This window comes from Streptomyces sp. AC550_RSS872, from assembly GCF_019049285.1.
GTDB lineage: Bacteria > Actinomycetota > Actinomycetes > Streptomycetales > Streptomycetaceae > Streptomyces.
Genome location: NZ_JAGMUL010000169.1, coordinates 181,564 through 201,661 on the forward strand (window position 1 = coordinate 181,564; position 20,098 = coordinate 201,661).

The 20,098-nt window shown below is 72.1% G+C and carries 20 protein-coding genes and 5 tRNA genes; 16 read left to right on the plus strand and 9 right to left on the minus strand.

Annotation, left to right across the window (positions count from 1 at the left end):
• Nucleotides 1–96 precede the first annotated feature (96 nt).
• From KUM44_RS39080 to KUM44_RS39105, 6 genes are all read left to right on the plus strand, one after another.
• Nucleotides 97–735 carry a GNAT family N-acetyltransferase gene (locus KUM44_RS39080; RefSeq protein ID WP_217214513.1) on the plus strand — a complete coding sequence of 213 codons (639 nt, stop codon included), beginning with the start codon at nucleotides 97–99 and terminating at the stop codon, nucleotides 733–735.
• A gap of 114 nt (nucleotides 736–849) precedes the next feature.
• On the plus strand, nucleotides 850–2,061 hold the full coding sequence (gene cbiE / locus KUM44_RS39085; protein ID WP_217214514.1) for a precorrin-6y C5,15-methyltransferase (decarboxylating) subunit CbiE: 1,212 nt from the start codon (nucleotides 850–852) through the stop codon (nucleotides 2,059–2,061).
• Between the two features lie 367 nt (nucleotides 2,062–2,428).
• A complete protein-coding gene (gene cobT, locus KUM44_RS39090) occupies nucleotides 2,429–6,388 on the plus strand; it encodes a nicotinate-nucleotide--dimethylbenzimidazole phosphoribosyltransferase (protein ID WP_217214515.1) in 3,960 nt (1,319 codons plus the stop codon).
• Between the two features lie 141 nt (nucleotides 6,389–6,529).
• Nucleotides 6,530–7,762 carry a uroporphyrinogen-III C-methyltransferase gene (gene cobA / locus KUM44_RS39095; protein ID WP_217214516.1) on the plus strand — a complete coding sequence of 411 codons (1,233 nt, stop codon included), beginning with the start codon at nucleotides 6,530–6,532 and terminating at the stop codon, nucleotides 7,760–7,762.
• Nucleotides 7,763–7,825: 63 nt separating this feature from the next.
• Nucleotides 7,826–8,644, plus strand: a complete 819-nt coding sequence (locus KUM44_RS39100) for an RNA methyltransferase (protein WP_217214517.1) — start codon at nucleotides 7,826–7,828, stop codon at nucleotides 8,642–8,644.
• An 11-nt stretch (nucleotides 8,645–8,655) separates the two neighbouring features.
• Nucleotides 8,656–9,048: an NUDIX domain-containing protein gene (locus tag KUM44_RS39105; protein WP_217214518.1), complete on the plus strand. Its 393-nt coding sequence runs from the start codon at nucleotides 8,656–8,658 to the stop codon at nucleotides 9,046–9,048.
• 23 nt (nucleotides 9,049–9,071) lie between these two features.
• On the opposite strand, the gene KUM44_RS39110 is transcribed toward KUM44_RS39105, so the two are convergent.
• Nucleotides 9,072–10,466: a serine/threonine-protein kinase gene (locus KUM44_RS39110; RefSeq protein WP_217214585.1), complete on the minus strand. Its 1,395-nt coding sequence runs from the start codon at nucleotides 10,464–10,466 to the stop codon at nucleotides 9,072–9,074.
• Between the two features lie 196 nt (nucleotides 10,467–10,662).
• Here KUM44_RS39110 and KUM44_RS39115 point away from each other — a divergent pair, with 196 nt between their 5' ends.
• The 4 genes from KUM44_RS39115 (at nucleotide 10,663) to KUM44_RS39130 (ending at nucleotide 13,140) form a co-directional block, all read left to right on the plus strand.
• Complete coding sequence (locus KUM44_RS39115; RefSeq protein ID WP_217214519.1) at nucleotides 10,663–10,938, plus strand: hypothetical protein; 276 nt, start codon at nucleotides 10,663–10,665, stop codon at nucleotides 10,936–10,938.
• Nucleotides 10,939–11,137: 199 nt separating this feature from the next.
• On the plus strand, nucleotides 11,138–11,335 hold the full coding sequence (locus KUM44_RS39120; protein WP_217214520.1) for a hypothetical protein: 198 nt from the start codon (nucleotides 11,138–11,140) through the stop codon (nucleotides 11,333–11,335).
• 492 nt (nucleotides 11,336–11,827) lie between these two features.
• Complete coding sequence (locus tag KUM44_RS39125; protein WP_217214521.1) at nucleotides 11,828–12,769, plus strand: phosphotransferase family protein; 942 nt, start codon at nucleotides 11,828–11,830, stop codon at nucleotides 12,767–12,769.
• Between the two features lie 80 nt (nucleotides 12,770–12,849).
• Entirely contained in the window at nucleotides 12,850–13,140 is a 291-nt protein-coding gene (locus KUM44_RS39130; protein WP_078916175.1) for a zf-TFIIB domain-containing protein, read from the plus strand.
• A 49-nt stretch (nucleotides 13,141–13,189) separates the two neighbouring features.
• Here the strand turns inward: KUM44_RS39130 and KUM44_RS39135 are convergent.
• The 5 genes from KUM44_RS39135 to KUM44_RS39155 form a co-directional block, all read right to left on the minus strand.
• Nucleotides 13,190–13,261 (minus strand) — tRNA-Val (locus KUM44_RS39135).
• A gap of 29 nt (nucleotides 13,262–13,290) precedes the next feature.
• A tRNA-Val gene (locus KUM44_RS39140) sits at nucleotides 13,291–13,362 on the minus strand.
• A 34-nt stretch (nucleotides 13,363–13,396) separates the two neighbouring features.
• Nucleotides 13,397–13,468: transfer RNA gene (locus KUM44_RS39145), tRNA-Val, on the minus strand.
• A 1-nt stretch (nucleotide 13,469) separates the two neighbouring features.
• A tRNA-Cys gene (locus KUM44_RS39150) sits at nucleotides 13,470–13,543 on the minus strand.
• Nucleotides 13,544–13,582: 39 nt separating this feature from the next.
• Nucleotides 13,583–13,655, minus strand: a tRNA-Gly gene (locus KUM44_RS39155).
• A 179-nt stretch (nucleotides 13,656–13,834) separates the two neighbouring features.
• Here KUM44_RS39155 and KUM44_RS39160 point away from each other — a divergent pair.
• From KUM44_RS39160 to KUM44_RS39170, 3 genes are read left to right on the plus strand one after another with little or no spacing between them, the layout of a single operon-like run.
• Nucleotides 13,835–14,878, plus strand: coding sequence for a chorismate-binding protein (locus tag KUM44_RS39160; RefSeq protein ID WP_217214522.1), 1,044 nt, complete (start codon nucleotides 13,835–13,837; stop codon nucleotides 14,876–14,878).
• Complete coding sequence (locus tag KUM44_RS39165) at nucleotides 14,875–15,696, plus strand: aminotransferase class IV (protein WP_217214523.1); 822 nt, start codon at nucleotides 14,875–14,877, stop codon at nucleotides 15,694–15,696. Before KUM44_RS39160 ends, KUM44_RS39165 begins: the two co-directional genes overlap by 4 nt.
• A 51-nt stretch (nucleotides 15,697–15,747) precedes the next feature.
• Entirely contained in the window at nucleotides 15,748–16,572 is an 825-nt protein-coding gene (locus KUM44_RS39170) for a GNAT family N-acetyltransferase (protein ID WP_217214524.1), read from the plus strand.
• 44 nt (nucleotides 16,573–16,616) lie between these two features.
• On the opposite strand, the gene KUM44_RS39175 is transcribed toward KUM44_RS39170, so the two are convergent.
• Entirely contained in the window at nucleotides 16,617–17,141 is a 525-nt protein-coding gene (locus KUM44_RS39175; RefSeq protein ID WP_217214525.1) for a DsbA family protein, read from the minus strand.
• A 193-nt stretch (nucleotides 17,142–17,334) separates the two neighbouring features.
• On the opposite strand from KUM44_RS39175, the gene KUM44_RS39180 reads away from it, so the two are divergent.
• Entirely contained in the window at nucleotides 17,335–17,778 is a 444-nt protein-coding gene (locus tag KUM44_RS39180) for a hypothetical protein (RefSeq protein ID WP_217214526.1), read from the plus strand.
• A 154-nt stretch (nucleotides 17,779–17,932) separates the two neighbouring features.
• Entirely contained in the window at nucleotides 17,933–18,085 is a 153-nt protein-coding gene (locus KUM44_RS39185) for a hypothetical protein (protein ID WP_167366237.1), read from the plus strand.
• Between the two features lie 58 nt (nucleotides 18,086–18,143).
• On the opposite strand, the gene KUM44_RS39190 is transcribed toward KUM44_RS39185, so the two are convergent.
• A complete protein-coding gene (locus KUM44_RS39190) occupies nucleotides 18,144–18,704 on the minus strand; it encodes a CGNR zinc finger domain-containing protein (protein WP_217214527.1) in 561 nt (186 codons plus the stop codon).
• Nucleotides 18,705–19,020: 316 nt separating this feature from the next.
• The gene (locus tag KUM44_RS39195; protein ID WP_004002642.1) at nucleotides 19,021–19,434 is read right to left on the minus strand and encodes an SsgA family sporulation/cell division regulator; all 414 of its coding nucleotides are present in this window, start codon (nucleotides 19,432–19,434) and stop codon (nucleotides 19,021–19,023) included.
• A 191-nt stretch (nucleotides 19,435–19,625) separates the two neighbouring features.
• Here KUM44_RS39195 and KUM44_RS39200 point away from each other — a divergent pair, with 191 nt between their 5' ends.
• Nucleotides 19,626–20,084, plus strand: a complete 459-nt coding sequence (locus KUM44_RS39200; protein ID WP_217214528.1) for a TIGR02611 family protein — start codon at nucleotides 19,626–19,628, stop codon at nucleotides 20,082–20,084.
• Nucleotides 20,085–20,098: the final 14 nt, after the last annotated feature.

Sequence of the window (20,098 nt, forward strand, 5' to 3'; positions counted from 1 at the left end):
CCTGGTGTGGGCCCCGTGGTGCATCTCGGTGCTTTCATGCTGCATGCTGGGCAGTTCAGCAGGCCCTGAAGGTTTCCGAAGGTTACGGAGCGGCGCATGACTAGCACCTTCCCCAACATCTCCATCAGCACGGAGCGGTTGGTGCTGCGTCCCCTCGACGAGGACGACGTGCCCGCACTGGCCGAGATGATGAACGACGAGCAGGTCGGCGCCTGGACCGACGTCCCCCAGCCCTACACCGAGGACCGGGCCCGCACCTGGATCACCGAGTACGCCCCCTCCGAACGGGAGACGGGCCGCGGACTCGACCTCGCCGTCACCGAGTTCCTCACCCAGCGCCTGGTCGGCGTCGTCCAGCTCGCCAGGACCAACTGGCGGCTGCGGTCCACCGAGATGTCGTACATCATCGCCCCCTGGGCACGCGGCGAGGGCTATGCCTCCGAGGCGGCGCTCGCCACCGCCCACTGGCTGCTCGGTGACCAGAAGTTCGAGCGCATCGAGCTGCGCACGGCCGCCGACAACACCGCCTCCCAGCAGGTCGCCCAGAAGATCGGCTGTATCAGCGAGGGTGTCCTGCGCAACGCGTGCATAGCGCACGTGCGGGCCGAGGACGGCAGCTGGACCGATGTCCGCACCGACTTCATCGTGTGGAGCCTCCTCCCGGAGGACCTCGACGGCGCCGGGGAGCAACTCGCCGACACCGGCGGCTTCACCTCGTTCGGCGAGTGGAACTGACGGGAACCGACCCCCCGGCCACCCGCGGCGCCGACCCGCCGAACAGGTACTCTCACGGAGCCTGCCCCTCGGGCTGACCTACGACGACCTGCGCGAACCAGGAGACTGACGACGATGGCCGACCGCGTCACGGTGATCGGCTGGGACGGCTCACCGCTGACCGCCGCGGCACGCTCCGCTCTCGGCGCCGCCACGCTCGTGGCCGGTGCCGCCCACCACCTCGCGCTCCCCGAGGTGCCGCCCACCGCCGAGCGCATCCGCCTCGGCAGCGTCGCCCTCGCCGCCCGCCGGATCGCCGGCCACCGCGGCACCGCCGTGGTCCTCGCCGACGGCGACCCCGGGTTCTTCGGCGTCGTACGGACCCTGCGCGCCCCCGAGTTCGGCCTGGAGGTCGAGGTCGTCCCCGCCGTCTCCTCGGTCGCCGCCGCCTTCGCCCGCGCCGGCATGCCCTGGGACGACGCACAAGTGGTCGTCGCACACCGTCGCACCCTGCGACGCGCGGTGAATGTGTGCCGCGCCCACACCAAAGTCGCCGTCCTCACCTCACCGGGCGCCGGACCCGCCGAACTCGGCCTGCTCCTGGAAGGCGTCCACCGCACCTTCGTCATCTGCGAGGCACTGGGCAGCGAACGCGAGCAGGTCACCGTCGTCACCTCCGACAAGGCCGCCGACCACACCTGGCGCGATCCGAACGTCGTCATCGTCATCGGCGGCACGGCCGCCACGCGCGAGTCCGGGGACTGGATCGCCGGCCGTGACCCCGCCGCCGGGCCCCGCGGCTGGACCCTGCCCGCCGAGTCCTACGGCGGCCTCATGGGCGAAGGCGAGCTGGAACCGCTGCGTGCCGCCCAACTCACCCGGCTGGGCCCGCGCGTCGGCGACCTCGTCTGGGACATCGGCTGCGGCAGCGGCGCCTTCTCCGTCGAGGCCGCCCGGGCCGGCGCCGCCGTCATCGCCGTCGACCGCGACCCGCAGGCCTGCACCCGAACCGAGGCCAACGCTCGCGGCTTCGGGGTCCAGCTCCAGGTCGTCCACGGCACGGCCCCGCTCGCGCTGGAGAACCTCCCCGAACCGGACGTCGTACGGATCGGCGGCGGGGGAGCGGAGGTCGTCTCGGCCGTCGCCGACCGGCGTCCGCAGCGCATCGTCACGCATGCCGCGACCCGTGACGCCGCCGAGATCGTCGGACGCGACCTCAGCGCACACGGCTACGACGTCGAGTGCTCCCTCCTTCAGTCCGTCGAACTCGACACGCGGGCCTGGACGGAGCGCGAGCGCAGTGTCGCGTTCCTGCTCAGCGGGGTACTGCCCGACCGCACCGGGTGACCGTGAACCCGTCCCCGTGATCCTGTTGTCGTACCGCGCGCGGTAGGCTGGCCGATCGTTGTACCGCACGCGGTCGCCCGGCACTTCGTCGGTCAATGTCCGGAAAAACACGCCCCGTTTGGGGTGGGTGTGGTACGGCGGAACCGGAGGACGCGCAACGTGGCGCAGTCCACAGCGGCCTGTCGCGGATCAACCTGTCGCGACGGCCGAACGGCCACGACAATGCCACTCAATGGCTTTGTCGCCTTTTTGGGCGGGTCGTTCGTGCCGCTGGGCACGCACGCTCGTTCTTCACTGCGGGGGCGGTCGGTGCGCCGTCCCCGGTGAGCTGGTCGTGGAAGCACTAACCGATGGGCGAGGGGTACGCATGACCGACACCGGCCAGGTCCCGGGCGAGGGACTGCCGGAGAGCGCAGGCATGGTGGAGCAGCCGGGCGCCCCCGCGGCGCACGGTTCGTACACCTACCTCTCCGAGACCACCGCCGAGGACGAAGACCTGCTGCTGCCCGGCTCCCAGGGTGCCTGGGGCAACGAGGTCGCTCCCCCCGCGCCCGAACCGGTCGTCGAGGCCGTGCACGAACCGGACGCGCATGAGATCTCCGGCCGCGACAGCGGCTCGGTCGACCTCAGCGCCGTCCGGCTGCCCGGCCCGTCGGCCCCGACGACGCCGATTCCGCCGATCACTCCGCGCCGCCCCCTGCACCTCGGCCCGCCCCTCCCCGACGCCTCCGCCAGCCCGGTCCGCTCGCTCGCCGACCGCGGCGCCGTCGGCGCACCCGTACGCCAGCCCGGCCAGGCCCCGGCCGGCCCCGAGTACCTCGACGTTCCGCAGCCCCAGGCGGCGGCCCCGCAGCCGGCGGCCCCCTGGGGCGCCCCAGCCCCGGTCGCCGTCCAGGTCCAGGCTCCGGCTCCGGCCCAGGTGAGTGCCGAGGGGACGGCTGCCGAAACGGTTGTCCCGACCGGACAGTCGGACGTGGCCCAGGCGGTGGTGTCCCGGGTGGCCGGTGCCGCTCAGGCCGACGAGGTGCCTGCTGCCGCGCCGGCGGTTCCCGCTGCGGGTGCCGGTGAGGCAGCCGAGGCCCCTGAAGCCCCGGTGGCCGAGGCGGCCGATCCGGTCGCGGTGGCCGACCAGGCTCCCGAAGGTTCCGTACCCGAAGCCGACGCTCCCGCTGCCGACGCCGTCGCCGCTCCCGCTGCCGCTGCCGACGCCGCTGCCGACGCCGTCGCCGATGCCGGGCAGCTTCCCGAGGCGCCCCAGGCACCCGAGGCCGAGGGCGACCATGCTTCCGAGGGCCCCGCGCCCGAAGCCGCCCAGCTTCCCGCTCCCGAGGCCGACCCCGCGCCCGAGGCCGCGCAGCTCCCTGAGGAGCCCGCCGCTGAAGCGGACGCGATCCCCGAGGCCCCCGCCCCTGAAGCCGTGCAGACCCCCGACGCCCCGGCCCCCGTCGCCGAAGCAGTCCAGGTCCCCGACGCCGCCGTGCCTGCGGCCCCCGTACCCGCACCCGTGGCCGAGCCGCCCGTACCCGAGGCCCCCCAGGCTCCCGAAGCCCCTCAGTTCCCCGAGGCAGCTCAGGCCCCCGAGGCCCCCGCCCCGGTTGACGGCCCTCAGCCGACCCCGGAAGCCGCCCCCCTCCCGCCCGCATCGGACGCGGCGCAGGTCGAGGCCGCACCCGAGCCCGAGGCCGCACCCGAGTCCGAGGTCGCCCCCGAGCCGGAGCACCTCGCGTCGGCCGAGCAGCCCACGGACGCCGTCGCCGAGCCCGCCGACACCGCCCCCGCCGCCTCATCCCCCGAACCGGCCCCGCAACCCTCGGACGCCGAGCAGCCCGCTCAGCAGGAGAGCGAGCCCGCCGTCCCGGTCGCGCAGCCCGTCGAGGAGCCGCAGGCCCCCGAAGTCGCCGCCGATCCGAATCTCGCGCAGGCGCAGCAGCCGGTCGAGGACGCCGTTCCGTCGGACGCCCCCGGGCTCGAGGAACCGGCGGCGGCCGCGAGTGCCCCCCTTCCCGAAGCGGAAGCGCCCGTCGCGGAGCCCACGGCCGAGTTCCCGGAAGCCCCGCAGGCCCCGGAGGTCACCGCCGAGCCGTCCGCGTCGCCACAGCCACTCGCCGCCGCGAACCCGGTCGTGCAGGACACCGCCGACCCGCAACCGGCTCCGGCAGAGGCAGTCCCGGCCGAGACCCCGGAGCCGTTCGTCGCCGAACCCGCCGGTCCGCAGCTCCAGTCCCCGGCCGCCCAGCCCGTACAGGTTTTCCAGGACCCGGCCCAACCGCCCGTCGAGCCCGCGCAGTCCGCGCAGCCCGAGGTCCTCCAGGAGCCCGCGCCCGAGCAGCCGCTGGGCCAGTTCGTCCCCGTAGAGGGTTCGGTGCCGACCACCCCGCATCTCGCTCCGACCCCGCCGCAGCCGATCGTCCTCCCGGCGGAGGAGGCACCGGCTTCCGTCGCCACGGTCCCCGCACCCCGCGAGGGCGACCCCGGTCTCGTACAGCACGCGGAAGACCTGGACACCCGGGCCGCCGACCAGGACGACCCGCAAGCCCCGGCAGCCCCGGAAGAAGAGAGCACGGCGGCAGTGGAAGAGCCACGACAGCCCACCGGCCCGGCCGCGCCTGCCTACGACGACGCCGAACGCGAGGCCGTCCTCAAGGTCATGCGCGAGCGCCGCGACATCCGCAACGGCTTCCGCGGCGACCCCATCCCGCACGAGGTGCTGCTCCGTGTCCTGGAGGCCGCCCACACCGCGCCCTCCGTGGGGCACTCGCAGCCCTGGGACTTCGTCGTCATCCGGTCCGCCGACACCCGGCGCACCATGCACGAGCTGGCGATGCGGCAGCGTGACGCGTACGCCAAGTCGCTGCCCAAGGGCCGGGCGAAGCAGTTCAAGGAACTGAAGATCGAGGCCATCCTCGACACCCCGGTGAACATCGTCGTCACCGCCGACCCGACCCGCGGCGGCCGTCACACCCTCGGCCGGCACACCCAGCCGCAGATGGCGCCGTACTCAGCCGCGCTCGCGGTCGAGAACCTCTGGCTCGCCGCCCGCGCCGAGGGACTCGGCGTCGGCTGGGTCAGCTTCTTCGACGAGCGGGAGATGGTCCGCGCGCTGGGGCTGCCCGAGCACCTCGAAGTGATCGCCTACCTGTGCGTCGGGTACGTCGACGAGTTCCCGGACGAGCCCGAGCTGATGCAGGCCGGCTGGTCCAAGCGGCGCCCCCTGTCGTGGGTCGTGCACGAGGAGACGTACGGCCGTCGCGCGCTGCCCGGTGAGGAGCCGCACGACCTGCTCGGCGAGACCGTCGCCCAGATCCGCCCGCTGGACGCCAAGGCGCTCGGCGAGGCCTGGGAGCGGCAGAAGCGGATGACGAAGCCGGCCGGCGCGCTCGGCATGCTGGAGATCATCTCCGCCCAGCTCAGCGGTCTGTCCCGGCAGTGCCCGCCGCCGATCCCGGAGCCCGCGGCCGTCGCGATCTTCGCCGGTGACCACGGTGTGCACGCCCAGGGCGTCACCCCCTGGCCGCAGGAGGTGACGGCCCAGATGGTCGCCAACTTCCTCGGCGGCGGCGCGGTCTGCAACGCGTTCGCCGGCCAGGTGGGCGCCGAGGTGTGTGTGGTGGACGTAGGTGTGGCAGCCGACCTGCCCGCCACCCCCGGCCTGCTGCCCCGCAAGGTGCGCGCGGGCACCTCCGACATGACGACCGGCCCCGCGATGACCCGCGAGGAGGCCAAGCAGGCCATCGAGGTCGGCATCGAGACGGCCCGTGACCTGGTGGCGGCCGGCAACAAGGCCCTGCTGACCGGCGAGATGGGCATCGCCAACACGACCGCCTCGGCGGCCCTGATCTCCGTCTTCACGGACACCGACCCGGCCGACGTGACGGGCCGGGGCACCGGCATCAACGACGAGACCCTCGCCCGCAAGACCGAGGTCGTTCGCCGCGCCATCGAGGTCCACCAGCCCGACCCGGCCGACCCCATCGGCGTCCTGGCGGCGATCGGCGGCTTCGAACACGCCGCCATCGTCGGCCTGCTGCTGGGCGGCGCGTCGCTGCGTACGCCGGTGATCCTGGACGGCGTCAGCGCCGGTGCCGCCGCCCTGGTGGCCCGCGCCATCGCCCCCGAGGTCCTGGCCGCCTGCATCGCGGGCCACCGCAGCGCCGAGCCCGGCCATGTCGCCGCCCTGAACAAGCTGGGGCTGCGTCCCCTCGTCGACCTCGACCTCCGCCTCGGCGAGGGCACGGGCGCGCTGCTCGCGCTGCCGCTGGTGCAGAGCACGGCCAGGGCGATGCACGAGGTCGCGACGTTCGACTCCGCGGGCGTCACCGAGAAGTGAGTCCGGGCAGGGCCGGGGGTATGCGTTCCTACGCGTCCCCCGGCCCCGCCGTACGCTGAGCCCACGTTTAAAATCCGCACGTCAGGGCTGCTCCAGCGCCGTAGCACCCATCGCACCGCCAGCACGAGGAGCCGCACCCTCATGGCCGAACACCCCGCCTACCCCGTGGGCCTCCGTCTCACCGGCCGCCGAGTCGTCGTCCTCGGTGGCGGCGAGGTCGCCCAGCGCCGTCTTCCGGCACTCATCGCAGCGGGCGCCGACATCACGCTCGTCTCGCCCGAGGTGACCCCGTCGGTCGAAGCCATGGTGGACGCCGGAGAGCTCACCTGGGAGCGGCGCCCCTACGCGGACGGCGACCTCACCGACGTCTGGTACGCCCTCATCGCCACCAGCGACCACGACGCGAACACCCGTGCCTCCGCCGAGGCCGAGCGCAACCGCGTGTGGTGCGTCCGCTCCGACGACGCCGACGAGGCCACCGCCTGGACCCCGGCGACGGGCCACAGCGAGGGCGTCACGGTCGCCGTCCTCACCACCGACGCCAAGGGCCGCGACCCCCGCCACACCGCCGCGATCCGCGACGCCGTCGTCGAGGGCCTGCGCGACGGCACCCTCGTCGCCCCGCACCACCGCACCCGTACGCCGGGAGTAGCGCTGGTCGGCGGCGGCCCCGGCGACCCGGACCTGATCACCGTGCGCGGCCGCCGCCTGCTCGCCGCGGCCGACGTGGTCATCGCCGATCACCTGGGCCCGCGCGACCTGCTCGCGGAGCTTCCCCCGAACGTCGAGGTGATCGACGCGGCGAAGCTGCCCTACGGCCGGTTCATGGCCCAGGAGGCCATCAACAACGCGCTGATCGAGCATGCCAAGCAGGGCAAGTCGGTCGTCCGCCTCAAGGGCGGCGACCCCTTCGTCTACGGGCGCGGCATGGAGGAGGTCCAGGCGCTGGCCGAGGCGGGCATCGCGTGCACGGTCGTGCCCGGCATCTCCAGCTCCATCTCGGTCCCGGGCGCCGCCGGGATCCCAGTCACCCACCGGGGTGTCGCCCACGAGTTCACCGTGGTCAGCGGCCACATCGCCCCGGACGACGAGCGCTCCCTGGTCGACTGGCCGTCCCTCGCCAGGCTGACCGGCACCCTGGTCATCCTCATGGGCGTCGCCACCATCAGGAAGGTCGCCGAGACCCTCATCGCCCACGGCAAGTCCCCGGACACGCCCGTCGCCCTGGTCCAGGAGGGCACCACGGCCGCCCAGCGCCGGGTGGACGCGACCCTCGCGACGGCAGGCGAGGCGGTGCTCGCCCACGAGGTGAAGCCGCCGGCGGTCATCGTCATCGGCGAGGTCGTGAACGTAGGACCGACCCCCTCCGCGTAACCGCGGGTAACACAACCCGTTCCAACCGTTGGCACCGCACCCAGGACAAGGCAGTATCACCCTGTGGCCGATCTCATCACCGTCGATGACCCGACCGACCCGCGCCTGCGCGACTACACGGGCCTGACCGACGTCGAACTGCGCCGCAAGCGCGAACCGGCCGAGGGCCTGTTCATCGCCGAGGGCGAGAAGGTCATCAGACGGGCCAAGGAAGCCGGCTACGAGATGCGCTCGATGCTGCTCTCCGCCAAGTGGGTCGACGTCATGCGCGACGTCATAGACGAGCTCCCGGCCCCGGTGTACGCGGTCAGCCCGGACCTCGCCGAGCAGGTCACCGGCTACCACGTACACCGCGGCGCGCTCGCCTCCATGCAGCGCAAGCCACTCCCGACGGCGACCGAACTGCTGCGGTCCGCGCGCCGGGTGGTCGTCATGGAGTCGGTCAACGACCACACCAACATCGGCGCCATCTTCCGCTCGGCCGCGGCCCTCGGCATGGACGCGGTCCTGCTCTCCCCGGACTGCGCCGACCCCCTGTACCGCCGCAGTGTCAAGGTCTCCATGGGCGCCGTCTTCTCCGTGCCCTACGCCCGTCTGGACACCTGGCCCAAGGGCCTGGAGTCGGTCCGCGAGGCCGGTTTCACGCTCCTCGCGCTCACTCCCGACGAGAAGGCCAAGACCCTCGACGAGGCCGCCCCGCACCGGATGGACCGGGTCGCCCTGATGCTCGGCGCCGAGGGCGACGGCCTGACCACCCAGGCCCTGGTGGCCGCCGACGAATGGGTCCGCATCCCGATGGCCCACGGCGTCGACTCCCTCAACGTCGGTGCCGCTGCCGCGGTCGCCTTCTACGCGGTGGCCACCGGCCGCCCCCACATCTAGCCCGTACGGCGATGGCGCAGCGCGAGGCGATCGTCGCGGTCCTGCTCCGCGCGGGCCGTCTGCTCGCCGTCCGTCGCGGCCCCGCCGTCGCGCGCCCCGGCTACTGGCAACCCCTCAGCGGCAAGATCGAGCCGGGGGAGACCCAGCCGGAGGCAGTCGTCCGGGAGGTCCGCGAGGAGGTCGGCCTCACCGTCGTCCCCCTGGCGAAGGTCTGGGAGTCCGAGACGGACGACGGCAGCTTCCGCCTCCACTGGTGGACGGCGAACGCCGACACCGGCGACGTCGTCCCCGACCCCGACGAGGTCGGCGAGGCCCGCTGGGTCACCCCGGAGGAGTTCCTGTCCCTGGACCCGGTCTTCGAGGGCGACCGCGAGTTTTTCGAACGGATCCTGCCCGGCCTCTGACGACCGTGCGCCCCGGCAGCCGCCTACTCGGAGATCTCGAACGTCGACTCGTACGGCTCGGAGCCCGGATCCACCTGCTCGTGCTGCGGTCGTACGACGTCTCCGTCACTGCCGAGACCGCGCTGCGGCCCCTGACAGCCCTGCGCCGCCGCGATGCCCAGCGCCACGAGCAGCGTCACTACGACGAACACGAACAGCCGCTGCCGCAGCAACTGCGGGTTGGCGGGGCGGCGACCCGTGCTCGTGTTCCGCGGTGCCGGACGCCCCGCACCGTTGCGCTGCGCCGGCCTGCCGCCGTTGCCCCCACGCGGACTGTTGCGTGAGGCGGGCGTCGACCGGGTCCCGGACCGGGAGGCGGCCGGACCGCTGTTCGTGGCGCTGGCGCCCCTCGCCGGAGGGATCCCGTCGCGCGCGGGACCCGGTCCTCGGGACGCGCCGTGGCCACGCGGGGGTGCGGCGCCGCGCGGCGGGGGAGTGCCCTGCGGACGGCGCTGGGCGCGCTGCGGCTCCGGGTAGGTGTCGGCGAGCCGCCCGGTCAGACGGTCTGCCTCCGCGGAACGCGGCGCGGGCGGTCGTACGTCCCCCAGCCCCTGCGCCTCCCGGGCCGCGATCTCCTTGAGACGCAGCGACAGCTGAAGCGTGCTGGGCCGTTCCTCCGGGTCCTTCGCCAGACAGGCCCGCACCAGCGGAGCCAGCGCGTCCGGTACGCCCTGGAGCTGCGCCTCCTCGTGCACGACGCGGTACAGCATCACCTCGGAACTGCCGTGTCCGAAGGGAGAGTCACCCATCGACGCGTAGGCCAGCGTGGCGCCGAGCGAGAAGACGTCCGTGGCCGGGGTGACGGCGGCGCCGCGCACCTGCTCCGGGGCTAGGAAGCCGGGGGAGCCGACGGCCGTACCGACGTGCGTGAGGGTCGAGGCCCCGGTCGCCCAGGCGATGCCGAAGTCGATGATCCGCGGGCCCTTGGGGGACAGCAGAATGTTGGAGGGCTTGAGATCCCGGTGAACGACGCCGGCCTCGTGGACGGCGACCAGCCCCTCCGACAGGGCGGCCCCCACGGCGGCGACCTCCGCCGCGCCGAGCGGCCCCTCGTCGGCGACCTTGTCGTGCAGGGACGGGCCGGGCACGTACTGCGTGGCGAACCAGGGGCGCTCCGCCTCCAGATCCGCGGCCACCAGCCGTGCCGTACAGCCCCCGCGAATCCGCCGGGCCGCCGAGACCTCACGCGCGAACCGCGAGCGGAACTCCTGATCCTCCGCCAGGTCGGGCCGGATCACCTTGAGCGCGACCCGTTGCCCCTTCTTGTCGGAGCCCAGGTAGACGACGCCCATACCGCCCGCGCCGAGCCGTCTGTGAAGCCTGAACGAGCCGACGACGCGCGGGTCCTCGCGCCTCAGGCGCATCATCGCCATGTTCATCCCCGCTGCCCGGTCCGTGTGACGAGCCACAGCTTACGTTTCCACGGGCCGCCGTGCGCAGAGGCCGCGCCCTCTCGGGGCGATGGATTGTCAGTGGTGGGTGGGAGACTTGAAGGGTGGTCAGGGGGCGGGCGAGCAGGGCTACTTCGGTGTGCTTTGTCCCCCAACCACCCATCACAGAAGGGGGATTGAGCCCGTGAAGGGTGATCGCGTGGAGATAGTCGTGGATGCGGGAGACACGACGCGCACGTACGAGGTGGTGGCGAGCAGGGCGGGCCGCCGGGTGGAGACGGCGGTGCGCCGAGGTGTCGTGGAAGTGAGCGAAGTCACCAGAAGCGGTTCGGTCGTGCGTACGGCCCGCTTCATGGCGACCCGGGTCCTGGCGCTCGTCGAGCAGCCGGTGCCGCGTGAGGACAGCTCGGAGAAAGCGGGGCAGAGCGGGCGTCCCCTCCGGGAAGACCCCGAGACCTAGGTCCTCGTCTCCACCCAGGGGAGTACTCCGCAGGTCATGGCTCATCCTCCGGGAGGCCCGCCAATCGGTACGAGGGCATGACGTGCGGGGAGCGCCGGACGCCTAGATTTGAGGTCAAGCGGCGGGTGGCAGCACTCGTCCCCCGAGGTCAGACACCCGCCGCTGCCAACGACAACCGACACAGGTCAGGAGAGGGACCATGGCCCAGACGGCACCGCGGACACTGATCCGCACCCAGGGGCGCACGCTGCTGCGGTCCCGCCGCCAGGGCCGCCGCCACCCGCTGGTGGCGACGCTCATGGCCCTTCCCCTGGCGGCCCTGCTCCTCCTCGTCTTCGACGGCTGGGAGACAGTGGCCACACAAGCGTCGTCCGTGGGCGTGATGCTGGGGCGCTGAGCGGCGACCCCAGGCCCGGAAGAGCGGTCCGGGCGGGGACATCCACCCATGAAACCCCGTGGGGACGGGGGTGCGGCGGACGGCACAAATGCCGGCGCAGCTGGGGAGCTGCGCCGGCATTGCATTTTGCCTCCGGCGGTTCAGCCGGGATGCCTGCGGCGGCCTGCGCGGTTTTTTGCGGGTTCCCTCTGACGGTTGAGCCGGAATGCTTGCGGCGGCCAGCGCGGCCTCTTTTTGGTGGGGCGCGCGTTGCGCTACGGGTTCGTCCTGGGTCGGGGCCGGGCGCCCCAGCCGCGGGCAGTCGTGCCGCTGGGGCGGCACGGGTGGGCGCGGGCGGTGCCCCGTCAGCGCCGGGCTGTGCGACCCACCCCACCCCGGTGCACGCCGACGCCGGGTACCCCAGATCCCGGCTGCTCCGGCCGTACGCCCAAGCGGACCGCTCTCCGAGTCCGCGTACCCTCGGCCCAGATTCCCCCGCATCCAAGGACGCCCGTGACCTCGAACCCGCTCCTTCCCGACCTGGCCGTACGAGCCAAGGTCGAGGCTCACTCACGTACGTCCGCCTGTTCTTGCGGAGCAACCGTCACGCTCGCCGACCGGGCCGACGCCACCGTCGTTCGTCATGCCGGCACCGTCGCCAAGGCGCACGCCCAGGGCCTCGCCCTCGCTGATCTCACGCCCCGTCTCATCACTGCCGCCCACCTGCCCGACCTGCTCCTCGCCCCGCTCAGCCCGCAACCCGTCGACCTGCACGGCCGGCTGGTGACCTTCTGGCCGTACGGCACTCCCGTGGATCCCGAAGATCCGGATGCGGCCCCCTGGGAGGCGGCGGCGACGCTTCTCGCCCGGCTTCACCGAACGCCGGCTCCCGTTGCGGTGCCCCCTATGCGCGGCCCCGCCAAGGCCGCCCTCGCCGTGTCCCGCCTCCGGGCGACGGGGGCCACCGGTCCGGGCACCGCTGCCGTTCTCCGCGCCTGGGACACCCTGCCCGACTGGGCCCGTGCCGAGGCCCCGCAGCCCGACACCAGCACCCTCTGCCACGGCGACCTCCACCTCGGTCAACTCGTCCGTCACCCGGCCCCGGACGGCCCCTGGCTGCTCATCGACGTCGATGACCTCGGCGTGGGCGTCCCGGCCTGGGATCTCGGACGGCCGGCCGCCTGGTACGCCTGTGGGCTGCTGTCGCCCGAGGAATGGCATCGTTTCCTCGCCGCCTACCGCGCCGCCGAGGGACCGGCCGTCCCTGCTGACGGCGACCCCTGGCCCGCGCTGGACGTCCCGGCCCGTGCCCTCACCGTGCAGACCGCCGCCCGGGCGATCGCCAAGGCCCAGGTGGAGGGCCGTCTCCTGGACGAGGTCGAGCAGGCCCTCGTGGACGCATGTGACCGAATGGCCGCCGTCCCTCCTGAGTTGACCCAGGGATACGCAAAGTAGTGTGCAACCGACCGCAGCCGGACAGAGTCTGTCCTGGCGACACATGAAGCAGGACCGACCGGCGAGGAGTTGAGCCGAGCATGCAGTGTCCGAAGTGCCGAGCCCCGATGCACACGTACAACCGCAACGGCGTCCAGATAGAGCAGTGCAGCGGCTGCCGCGGGATTTTTCTCGACTACGGCGAGCTGGAGTCGCTGACCCGCCTGGAGTCCCAGTGGTCCCAGCCGGCCCCGCCCCCTCCGGCCGCGCCGCAGGCCTACCCGGCCGCCCCGCAGGCGCCGGCCTGGGGCGCCCCGCACGGCGGGCACCACGGCGGTCACTACGGCCACAAGCGTCACAAGAGCTTCGGCCACATGCTCTTCTCCAGCTGAGCCGCACCACGACGAAGCCCCCGGTCACAGGACCGGGGGCTTCGGTGCGTGGACGATACTGGGATTGAACCAGTGACCTCTTCCGTGTCAGGGAAGCGCTCTCCCGCTGAGCTAATCGTCCAGGTCAGCCACCCCATGAGAGGGGCTGCGTGCGCGATACTGGGATTGAACCAGTGACCTCTTCCGTGTCAGGGAAGCGCTCTCCCGCTGAGCTAATCGCGCGGGCCAGACCTTCGATGATCTGTCGAAGATCCAGTGGACGATACTGGGATTGAACCAGTGACCTCTTCCGTGTCAGGGAAGCGCTCTCCCGCTGAGCTAATCGTCCTTGGAGGTGGAGACGGGATTTGAACCCGTGTAGACGGCTTTGCAGGCCGTTGCCTCGCCTCTCGGCCACTCCACCAGGAGTGCAGGGGTTCGGGAAGATCCCCTTGTTCCTTCGAGCGGACGACGAGGTTCGAACTCGCGACCTCAACCTTGGCAAGGTTGCGCTCTACCAACTGAGCTACGTCCGCCTGTCGTTTCGTTCCGCTCCCGCGGCCCGGCGACGTGTTGAACTCTAGCGGATTCCGGGGCCAGTACAAAAACGCGTTTGTGCAGCGTGCTGCGCTGCACCTGCTCAGGGACCTGCCCGAGCCCTCCGGTAGGGACATGGCCAGGTCACCCGCAGGTCACCCGCCATAGACTCGACTGCGTGCTCGACCTCCCTCCTCTCGCCCGCTTCGGCGACCGCGTAGCCACCGGTCTCCTCGATGTCACCAGCGATCCCGCCGCCCTGGACTCCCACGGTTTCTGGGCCGTCTGCGCCGACTTCGAGGGCGGTCTGACCTGCGCCCGCTTCCGGGACGTCAGGGATGAGCCGGTGCCTGCGCCGGTGCCGGGCCGGTGGGTCGGTCCGGCGGCCGGTGACTGGACGTCCTCGCTCGATCGCGTCGCGTACACGGCGGGGGTCCGGCGCATCCGCGAGTACATCGCGGCCGGCGAGGTCTATCAGGCCAACCTGTGCCGGGTGCTGACCGCGCCGATCGGGGCGGACGCCGACGTGGACGCCCTGACGGCCCTGTTGGCCCGCGGCAACCCGGCGCCCTACGCAGGAACGATCCGGCTGCCGGAGCACGGCCTGGAGATCGCGACCGCGTCTCCCGAGCTCTTCCTGCGGCGGGACGGGCGGGTCGTCGAGTCGGGGCCGATCAAGGGCACCGGGCGCACCGAGGCGGACCTGCTGGAGAAGGACTATGCCGAGAACGTGATGATCGTCGACCTGGTGCGGAACGACATCGGCCGCGTCTGCGCCACCGGGTCCGTGACCGTCCCGGATCTGTGTGCCGTGGAGAAGCATCCGGGGCTGGTGCATCTGGTGTCCACCGTGCGCGGTGAGCTGCGCGAGGGTGCCGGCTGGTCCGAGCTGCTCGGCGCCGCCTTCCCGCCCGGTTCGGTCACCGGCGCGCCCAAGTCGAGTGCGCTGCGGATCCTCGAGGCGCTGGAGACGGCGCCGCGCGGGCCGTACTGCGGTGGCATCGGGTGGGTCGACGCCGACCGGGGTGCCGGTGAGCTGGCCGTCGGGATACGTACCTTCTGGATCGACCGGGGCGAGGGTGTGTTGCGGTTCGGCACCGGCGCCGGGATCACCTGGGGGTCGGATCCCGAGGGGGAGTGGCGGGAGACCGAGCTGAAGGCGGCCCGGCTGCTCGCGGTAGCGTCGGGGGCGTACGAGGTGAGTGGAGAGGGACTGACGTGAAGATCTGGCTCGACGGCGGGCTCCAGGACATCGAGTCCGCCCGTGTCTCCGTCTTCGACCACGGGCTGACCGTGGGCGACGGCATCTTCGAGACGGTGAAGGCGGTGGACGGCCGTCCGTTCGCGCTGACCCGGCACCTCGACCGGCTGACGCGTTCGGCGCGCGGGCTCGCTCTGCCCGAGCCCGACCACGACGAGGTACGCCGCGCCTGCGCCGCCGTCCTGGAGGTCAATCCGATGCCGCTCGGCCGGCTGCGGATCACCTACACCGGCGGCCACGGACCCCTCGGCTCCGACCGCGGCGAGCACGGCCCGACCCTCGTCGTCGCCCTCGGCGAGACCACCCGGCGCCCCGACTCCACCGCCGTGATCACCGTGCCCTGGACCCGCAACGAGCGCGGCGCGCTGACCGGTCTGAAGACGACCTCGTACGCCGAGAACGTCGTCGCTCTCTCCCGCGCCCACCAACACGGCGCTTCCGAGGCTCTGTTCGGTAACACCGTCGGGCAGCTCTGCGAGGGCACCGGATCCAATGTCTTCGTCGTCCTGGACGGCGAGATCCACACCCCACCGGTCGCCTCGGGCTGCCTCGCGGGCATCACGCGCGCGTTGGCGGTCGAGTGGACCGGCGCCAAGGAGACCGACCTGCCGCTGGACGTCCTCGGGCGGGCCGACGAGGTCTTCCTCACCTCCACCCTGCGGGACGTGCAGGCCGTGCACCGGGTCGACGACCGCGAACTCCCGGGCGCGCCGGGCCCGGTGACCGCCAAGGCAATGCAGGTCTTCGAGGAGCGGGCCGGGGACGACCTGGATCCGTAGGAGCGGAAAAATGGGCTGCCGTGGGTTGGTGTGGTGGGTAGAACACCCCTGATGACCACGACCCTGCGGCCGACCGAGCCGCTTCAGCACAACGAGGACGGGACCCGTTCGCGCCACTATCAGGTGTGTGTGAACGGCCGTCCCGTGGGCGCCCTCCGCCTCGGTACGCATCCCGTCTTCGGTGCCACGGTGGCCCGGATAACGGAGCTGCGGATCGAGGAACCGGACCGGCGCCGCGGCCGCGGCACGGTGGCCGCCCTCGCCGCGGAGGAGGTGGCGCGCGGCTGGGGCTGCCGGCGCATCGAGACGACCCTCCCCGGCGACGCCGGACCGGCGCTGCGCCTCGCCGCGGCGCTCGGCTACGTCGTCCGCAACCGCCGCATGGCCAAGGTGCTCGGCGACACGCCGCCCGAGCTGCCGCCGGGCAGCCGGGCGCGACCCATGACGGAGGCCGAGTACGGGGCCTGGCTGGCCGAGAGCCACGAGGGTTACCTCCGTAGCTGGGCCGATCGCGGGGTTCCGGAGGCCGAGGCCCGGGCCAGGTCCGAGCGCGACCACGCGGTACTGCTGCCGGACGGCCTGCGCACGCCGAACGTGTTCCTGAGCGTCCTCGAGCACGAGGGCGTCCCGGTGGGCACCCTGTGGGTGGCGGAGCGCGACGGCGGAGCCTACGTCTACGACGTCGAGGCCGACGCGGCCCACCGCGGCAAGGGACACGGCCGCACACTGATGCTGCTGGCCGAGGCCCAGGCGATCGGCGCGGGGTACCGGACCATCGGCCTCAACGTCTTCGCGGGCAAAGCCCCCGCCGAGCGGCTCTACGAGTCGCTCGGTTACCAGACGCGGCAGTACGGCCTGTACAAGACGCTGCTGTAGCCGTCCGGCGGGCGAGGATCGCGCGCGAAGGCTCCGGCCGAGGGTCAGGCGCCCTGCTCGGCCAGCAGCCGGTCGGCGATCTCCTCGATGCGCTCGCGCAGCCCCTCCTGGCTCTTGCCGCCGTCGAGGCGCTCGCCGCCGATCACATACGTCGGCGTGCCGGTCACGCCGATCGCCTTGCCCTCGGCCTGGTCGGCGTCGACGATCAGGATGTGCCGGCCGTCGATCAGCGCGGTGTCGAACTCCTCGGCGTCCAGGCCGAGTTCCCGGGCCATCTCGACCAGGAAGGGTTCTCCCCTACGGTCCAGCTCCTCGACCCGGCCCAGCACGGCCTCGACGTACGGCCAGCCCTGTCCCTGCTCCGCGGCCTCCTCTGCGGCCTGCGCGGCGGCGAAGGCGTGCTTGTGCTTCTCCAGCGGGAAGTGCCGCAGTCGAAGCTCCAGCCGGTCGCCATAACGGGCACGCAGGGCACGGAGGTCGTCCAGGGCGCCGCGGCAGTCGGGGCACTGGAGCTCGCACCAGATGTCGAGGACGGGGGCGGCGGGACGGGCGGGGGAGGAGTCGCTCATGGCCCCAGTCTCCCAGCAGCGGCCCGGGCGACCCAATCCGACCTGGTCGTACGCCCTCGACCGGCACCTGCGGAGGAGGCGACCCGGAGATGTCCCTGATGTCGGACGCAGGCATGGCCGGGCGGGCTTGCCACGGTGCAGGATGGAAGGGACGAAAGTGCCCTGCCCGACCCAGCCTGCCCTGGAGGACCGGATGATTGCCGAGACCGTCTGTTCCGCCGTCGCCGCGGCCGGCCTGGGCATCGCGGCGGTCACGGCGTACCGCAAGCGTTTCCTCGCGGCGACGCGCATCGCCGCGTATTCGCTGGTGCCCCTCGGGCTGGTGATGACCGGTGTCGTCGACTGGCTGGCGGACACCGCCTTCAGCCCGACCGCCTGGGCCGGCTTCGTAGTCCTCGGCGTGTCCTGGCTGCTGTTCGCGAGCACCCGTGCGGTGGAGCGGCGGCGCGGCGGCACCCGCAAGGAGCGCAAGGAGGCCCGGTCCGCCGCGCAGCGCGAGGCGGTGGCCCCGTCGGCCTCGGCCCCTTCGCTGGGCGCGGGCTCTGGGCAGTCCGCCAAGCCCGCGACCGCCCCCCGGGCCGGGGCGTCGGACGACTTCAGCGACATCGAGGCGATCCTCAAGAAGCACGGCATATGACGGCCGCGCGCAGGGCTGAAACGACACAGTGGGTCGCCGCCCGGCCGTAAGCGATCACGACTCGAACCGGACATCACGGAATCCAGCGAACTCCCGCTCATTCCGGGCGTGTTGATCGCGCCACCAGGGGCAACTGCGCCATCATCGGCGCGAGATGCTGGACACGACACAGAGCGAGGCCGCGCCGGCTCAGGACGAGCCTCGCGGGTGCCTTTTCGCCCTTTCCCAGCCACCGCTGATGATCTTCCTTGCGGTGATCGGGTGTCTGCTGCTCATGGCTGCGCTGCACGATCTGCTGTTGCTCTGAGCCGTACCCGCGGTCCCCGGCGCCACCCGCCGGGGTCCGCGTCGACACACCCGAAGTGTCAGCCGGCCGCTTCCTTGCGTCGCGCCCGGTAGGCGGCCACATGCAGACGGTTTCCGCAGGTACGGCTGTCGCAGTAGCGCCGCGAACGATTGCGGGAGAGATCCACGAAGGCGTGCCGGCAGTCCGGCGCCTCGCAGCGCCGCAGCCGCTCCTGCTCCCCGGCGACCACGAAGAACGCCAGCGCCATGCCGCAGTCGGCCGCCAGATGGTCGGCGACGGAGGCGCCGGGCGCGAAGTAGTGCACATGCCAGTCGTAGCCGTCGTGGTCCGTCAGCCGGGGCGTGGTGCCCGCGGCGGCGACCAGCTCGTTGATCAATGCGGCCGCCCTGCGCGCCTCGGGTTCGGCGAAGATGGCGGCGAACCGCCCGCGTACCTTGCGCACCGCCGACAGATCGAACTCCGACAGCACACCGACATCACTGATCTCGTGCTTTCGTACGAAATCGGCGAGAGCCGCGACATCCGGCAGTCCGTCCGGCGTGTCGTCGCCCTCCGGCGAGGTGTTCACCAGGTCCACCACGGCATCGAGTGCACACCGGGTGTCATGGGTGATCAGCACGTTTCGCTCCCTGGCCTGGGGTCGGGCGGGGCGCCCGCCGATGCTGGCCGATGGTAGTGGCTCGCGGTGCCCGGACATCGGCCGAGCCCGCACGTGGCTTCGAATACAACGCGGGGGAGGCCGCGACGGTTCCCGTCGCAGTTGGGCCGGTCACTACTCACCGTCACCCTCACACCACTGCCCCCACGGGCCACAGGCACACCGACGCCGCCTCCATGGAGCGGAGGCGGCGTGATGTGTGCCGTATGCGGTTGTCTTGGCCCGAGCCGTCTCCCCGAGTCGACGGCGCCGGGCGGCCTTGAGGGGACGCCTCGCCCTAGCTTTCCGCCAGGATGTGCGAGAGCTCCTGATCGAGATCGAAATGCCGATGCTCCGTACCGGGAGGCACGGCGGCATCCGTTCGCTTCAGGAAGGACTCCAGAGCCCGTGCAGGGGCCTCAAGCAGCGCCTCGCCCTCCGGAGAGCTCAGGGCGATGCAGACGACGCCCTGGCCGTGGCTGCGCGACGGCCAGACGCGGACGTCGCCGGTTCCGGTGGGCCGGTGGAGGCCCTCCGCGAGGAGGTCGCGGGCGAACACCCACTCGACGGTCTCTTCTGCTCCGGTGTGGAAGGTGGCGTGCACGGCGTAGGGGTCGGCCGTGTCGTACCGCAGGCCTGCGGGGACAGGCAGGGAGGACTCGCTCGACACAACGAGGCGCAGGTGCAGCTCGCAGCTGACCGTGGTGTTCATAAGCGCCAGGGCCTTTCGCTCAGTGTGCGCTCGGGGATTCGCACGTCGGCGAAATCGACATGCCACCTACGGTGCCGTTGTAAACCCCTCTGAGTGTTTTGCGTGTGTTTACGTAACTCTTCCGGCCGAGAACCAGTTCGCGAGGTACGCCCATTCCGGTGACTGGTTTCTGTCCGGTAGGGTTTGGCCGTATGAATACGGGGAGTAACGAGCCGGGCGAAGTTGCCGTGGCGACGGGACAGATCGAAGTGGACGGTGTGAAGGGCGACAGCGAGCAGGGCCTCGGTTCGAGAGCGCCGGAGTTCATCAAGGCACGCCGTGTACTGCATGTCAGCTGGCAGGTGGGCGTCTTCGTCATCGGCCTTGCGGTCGTGGTCGCCGGCATCATCATGCTGCCGCTGCCCGGCCCCGGCTGGGTCGTGATCTTCGGCGGCATGGCGATCTGGGCGACCGAGTTCGTCTGGGCCCAGCTCGTGCTGCGCTGGACCAAGCGCAAGGTCACCGAGGCGGCCCAGCGGGCCCTCGACCCGAAGGTGCGCCGCCGCAACATCATCCTGACGACGATCGGCCTCGTGATCGTGGGCGCGCTCGTCGGTTTCTACGTGTGGAAGTTCGGCATAGTCATGCCCTGGAAGATCAAGGACCAGTGATCAGGGACAAGTGA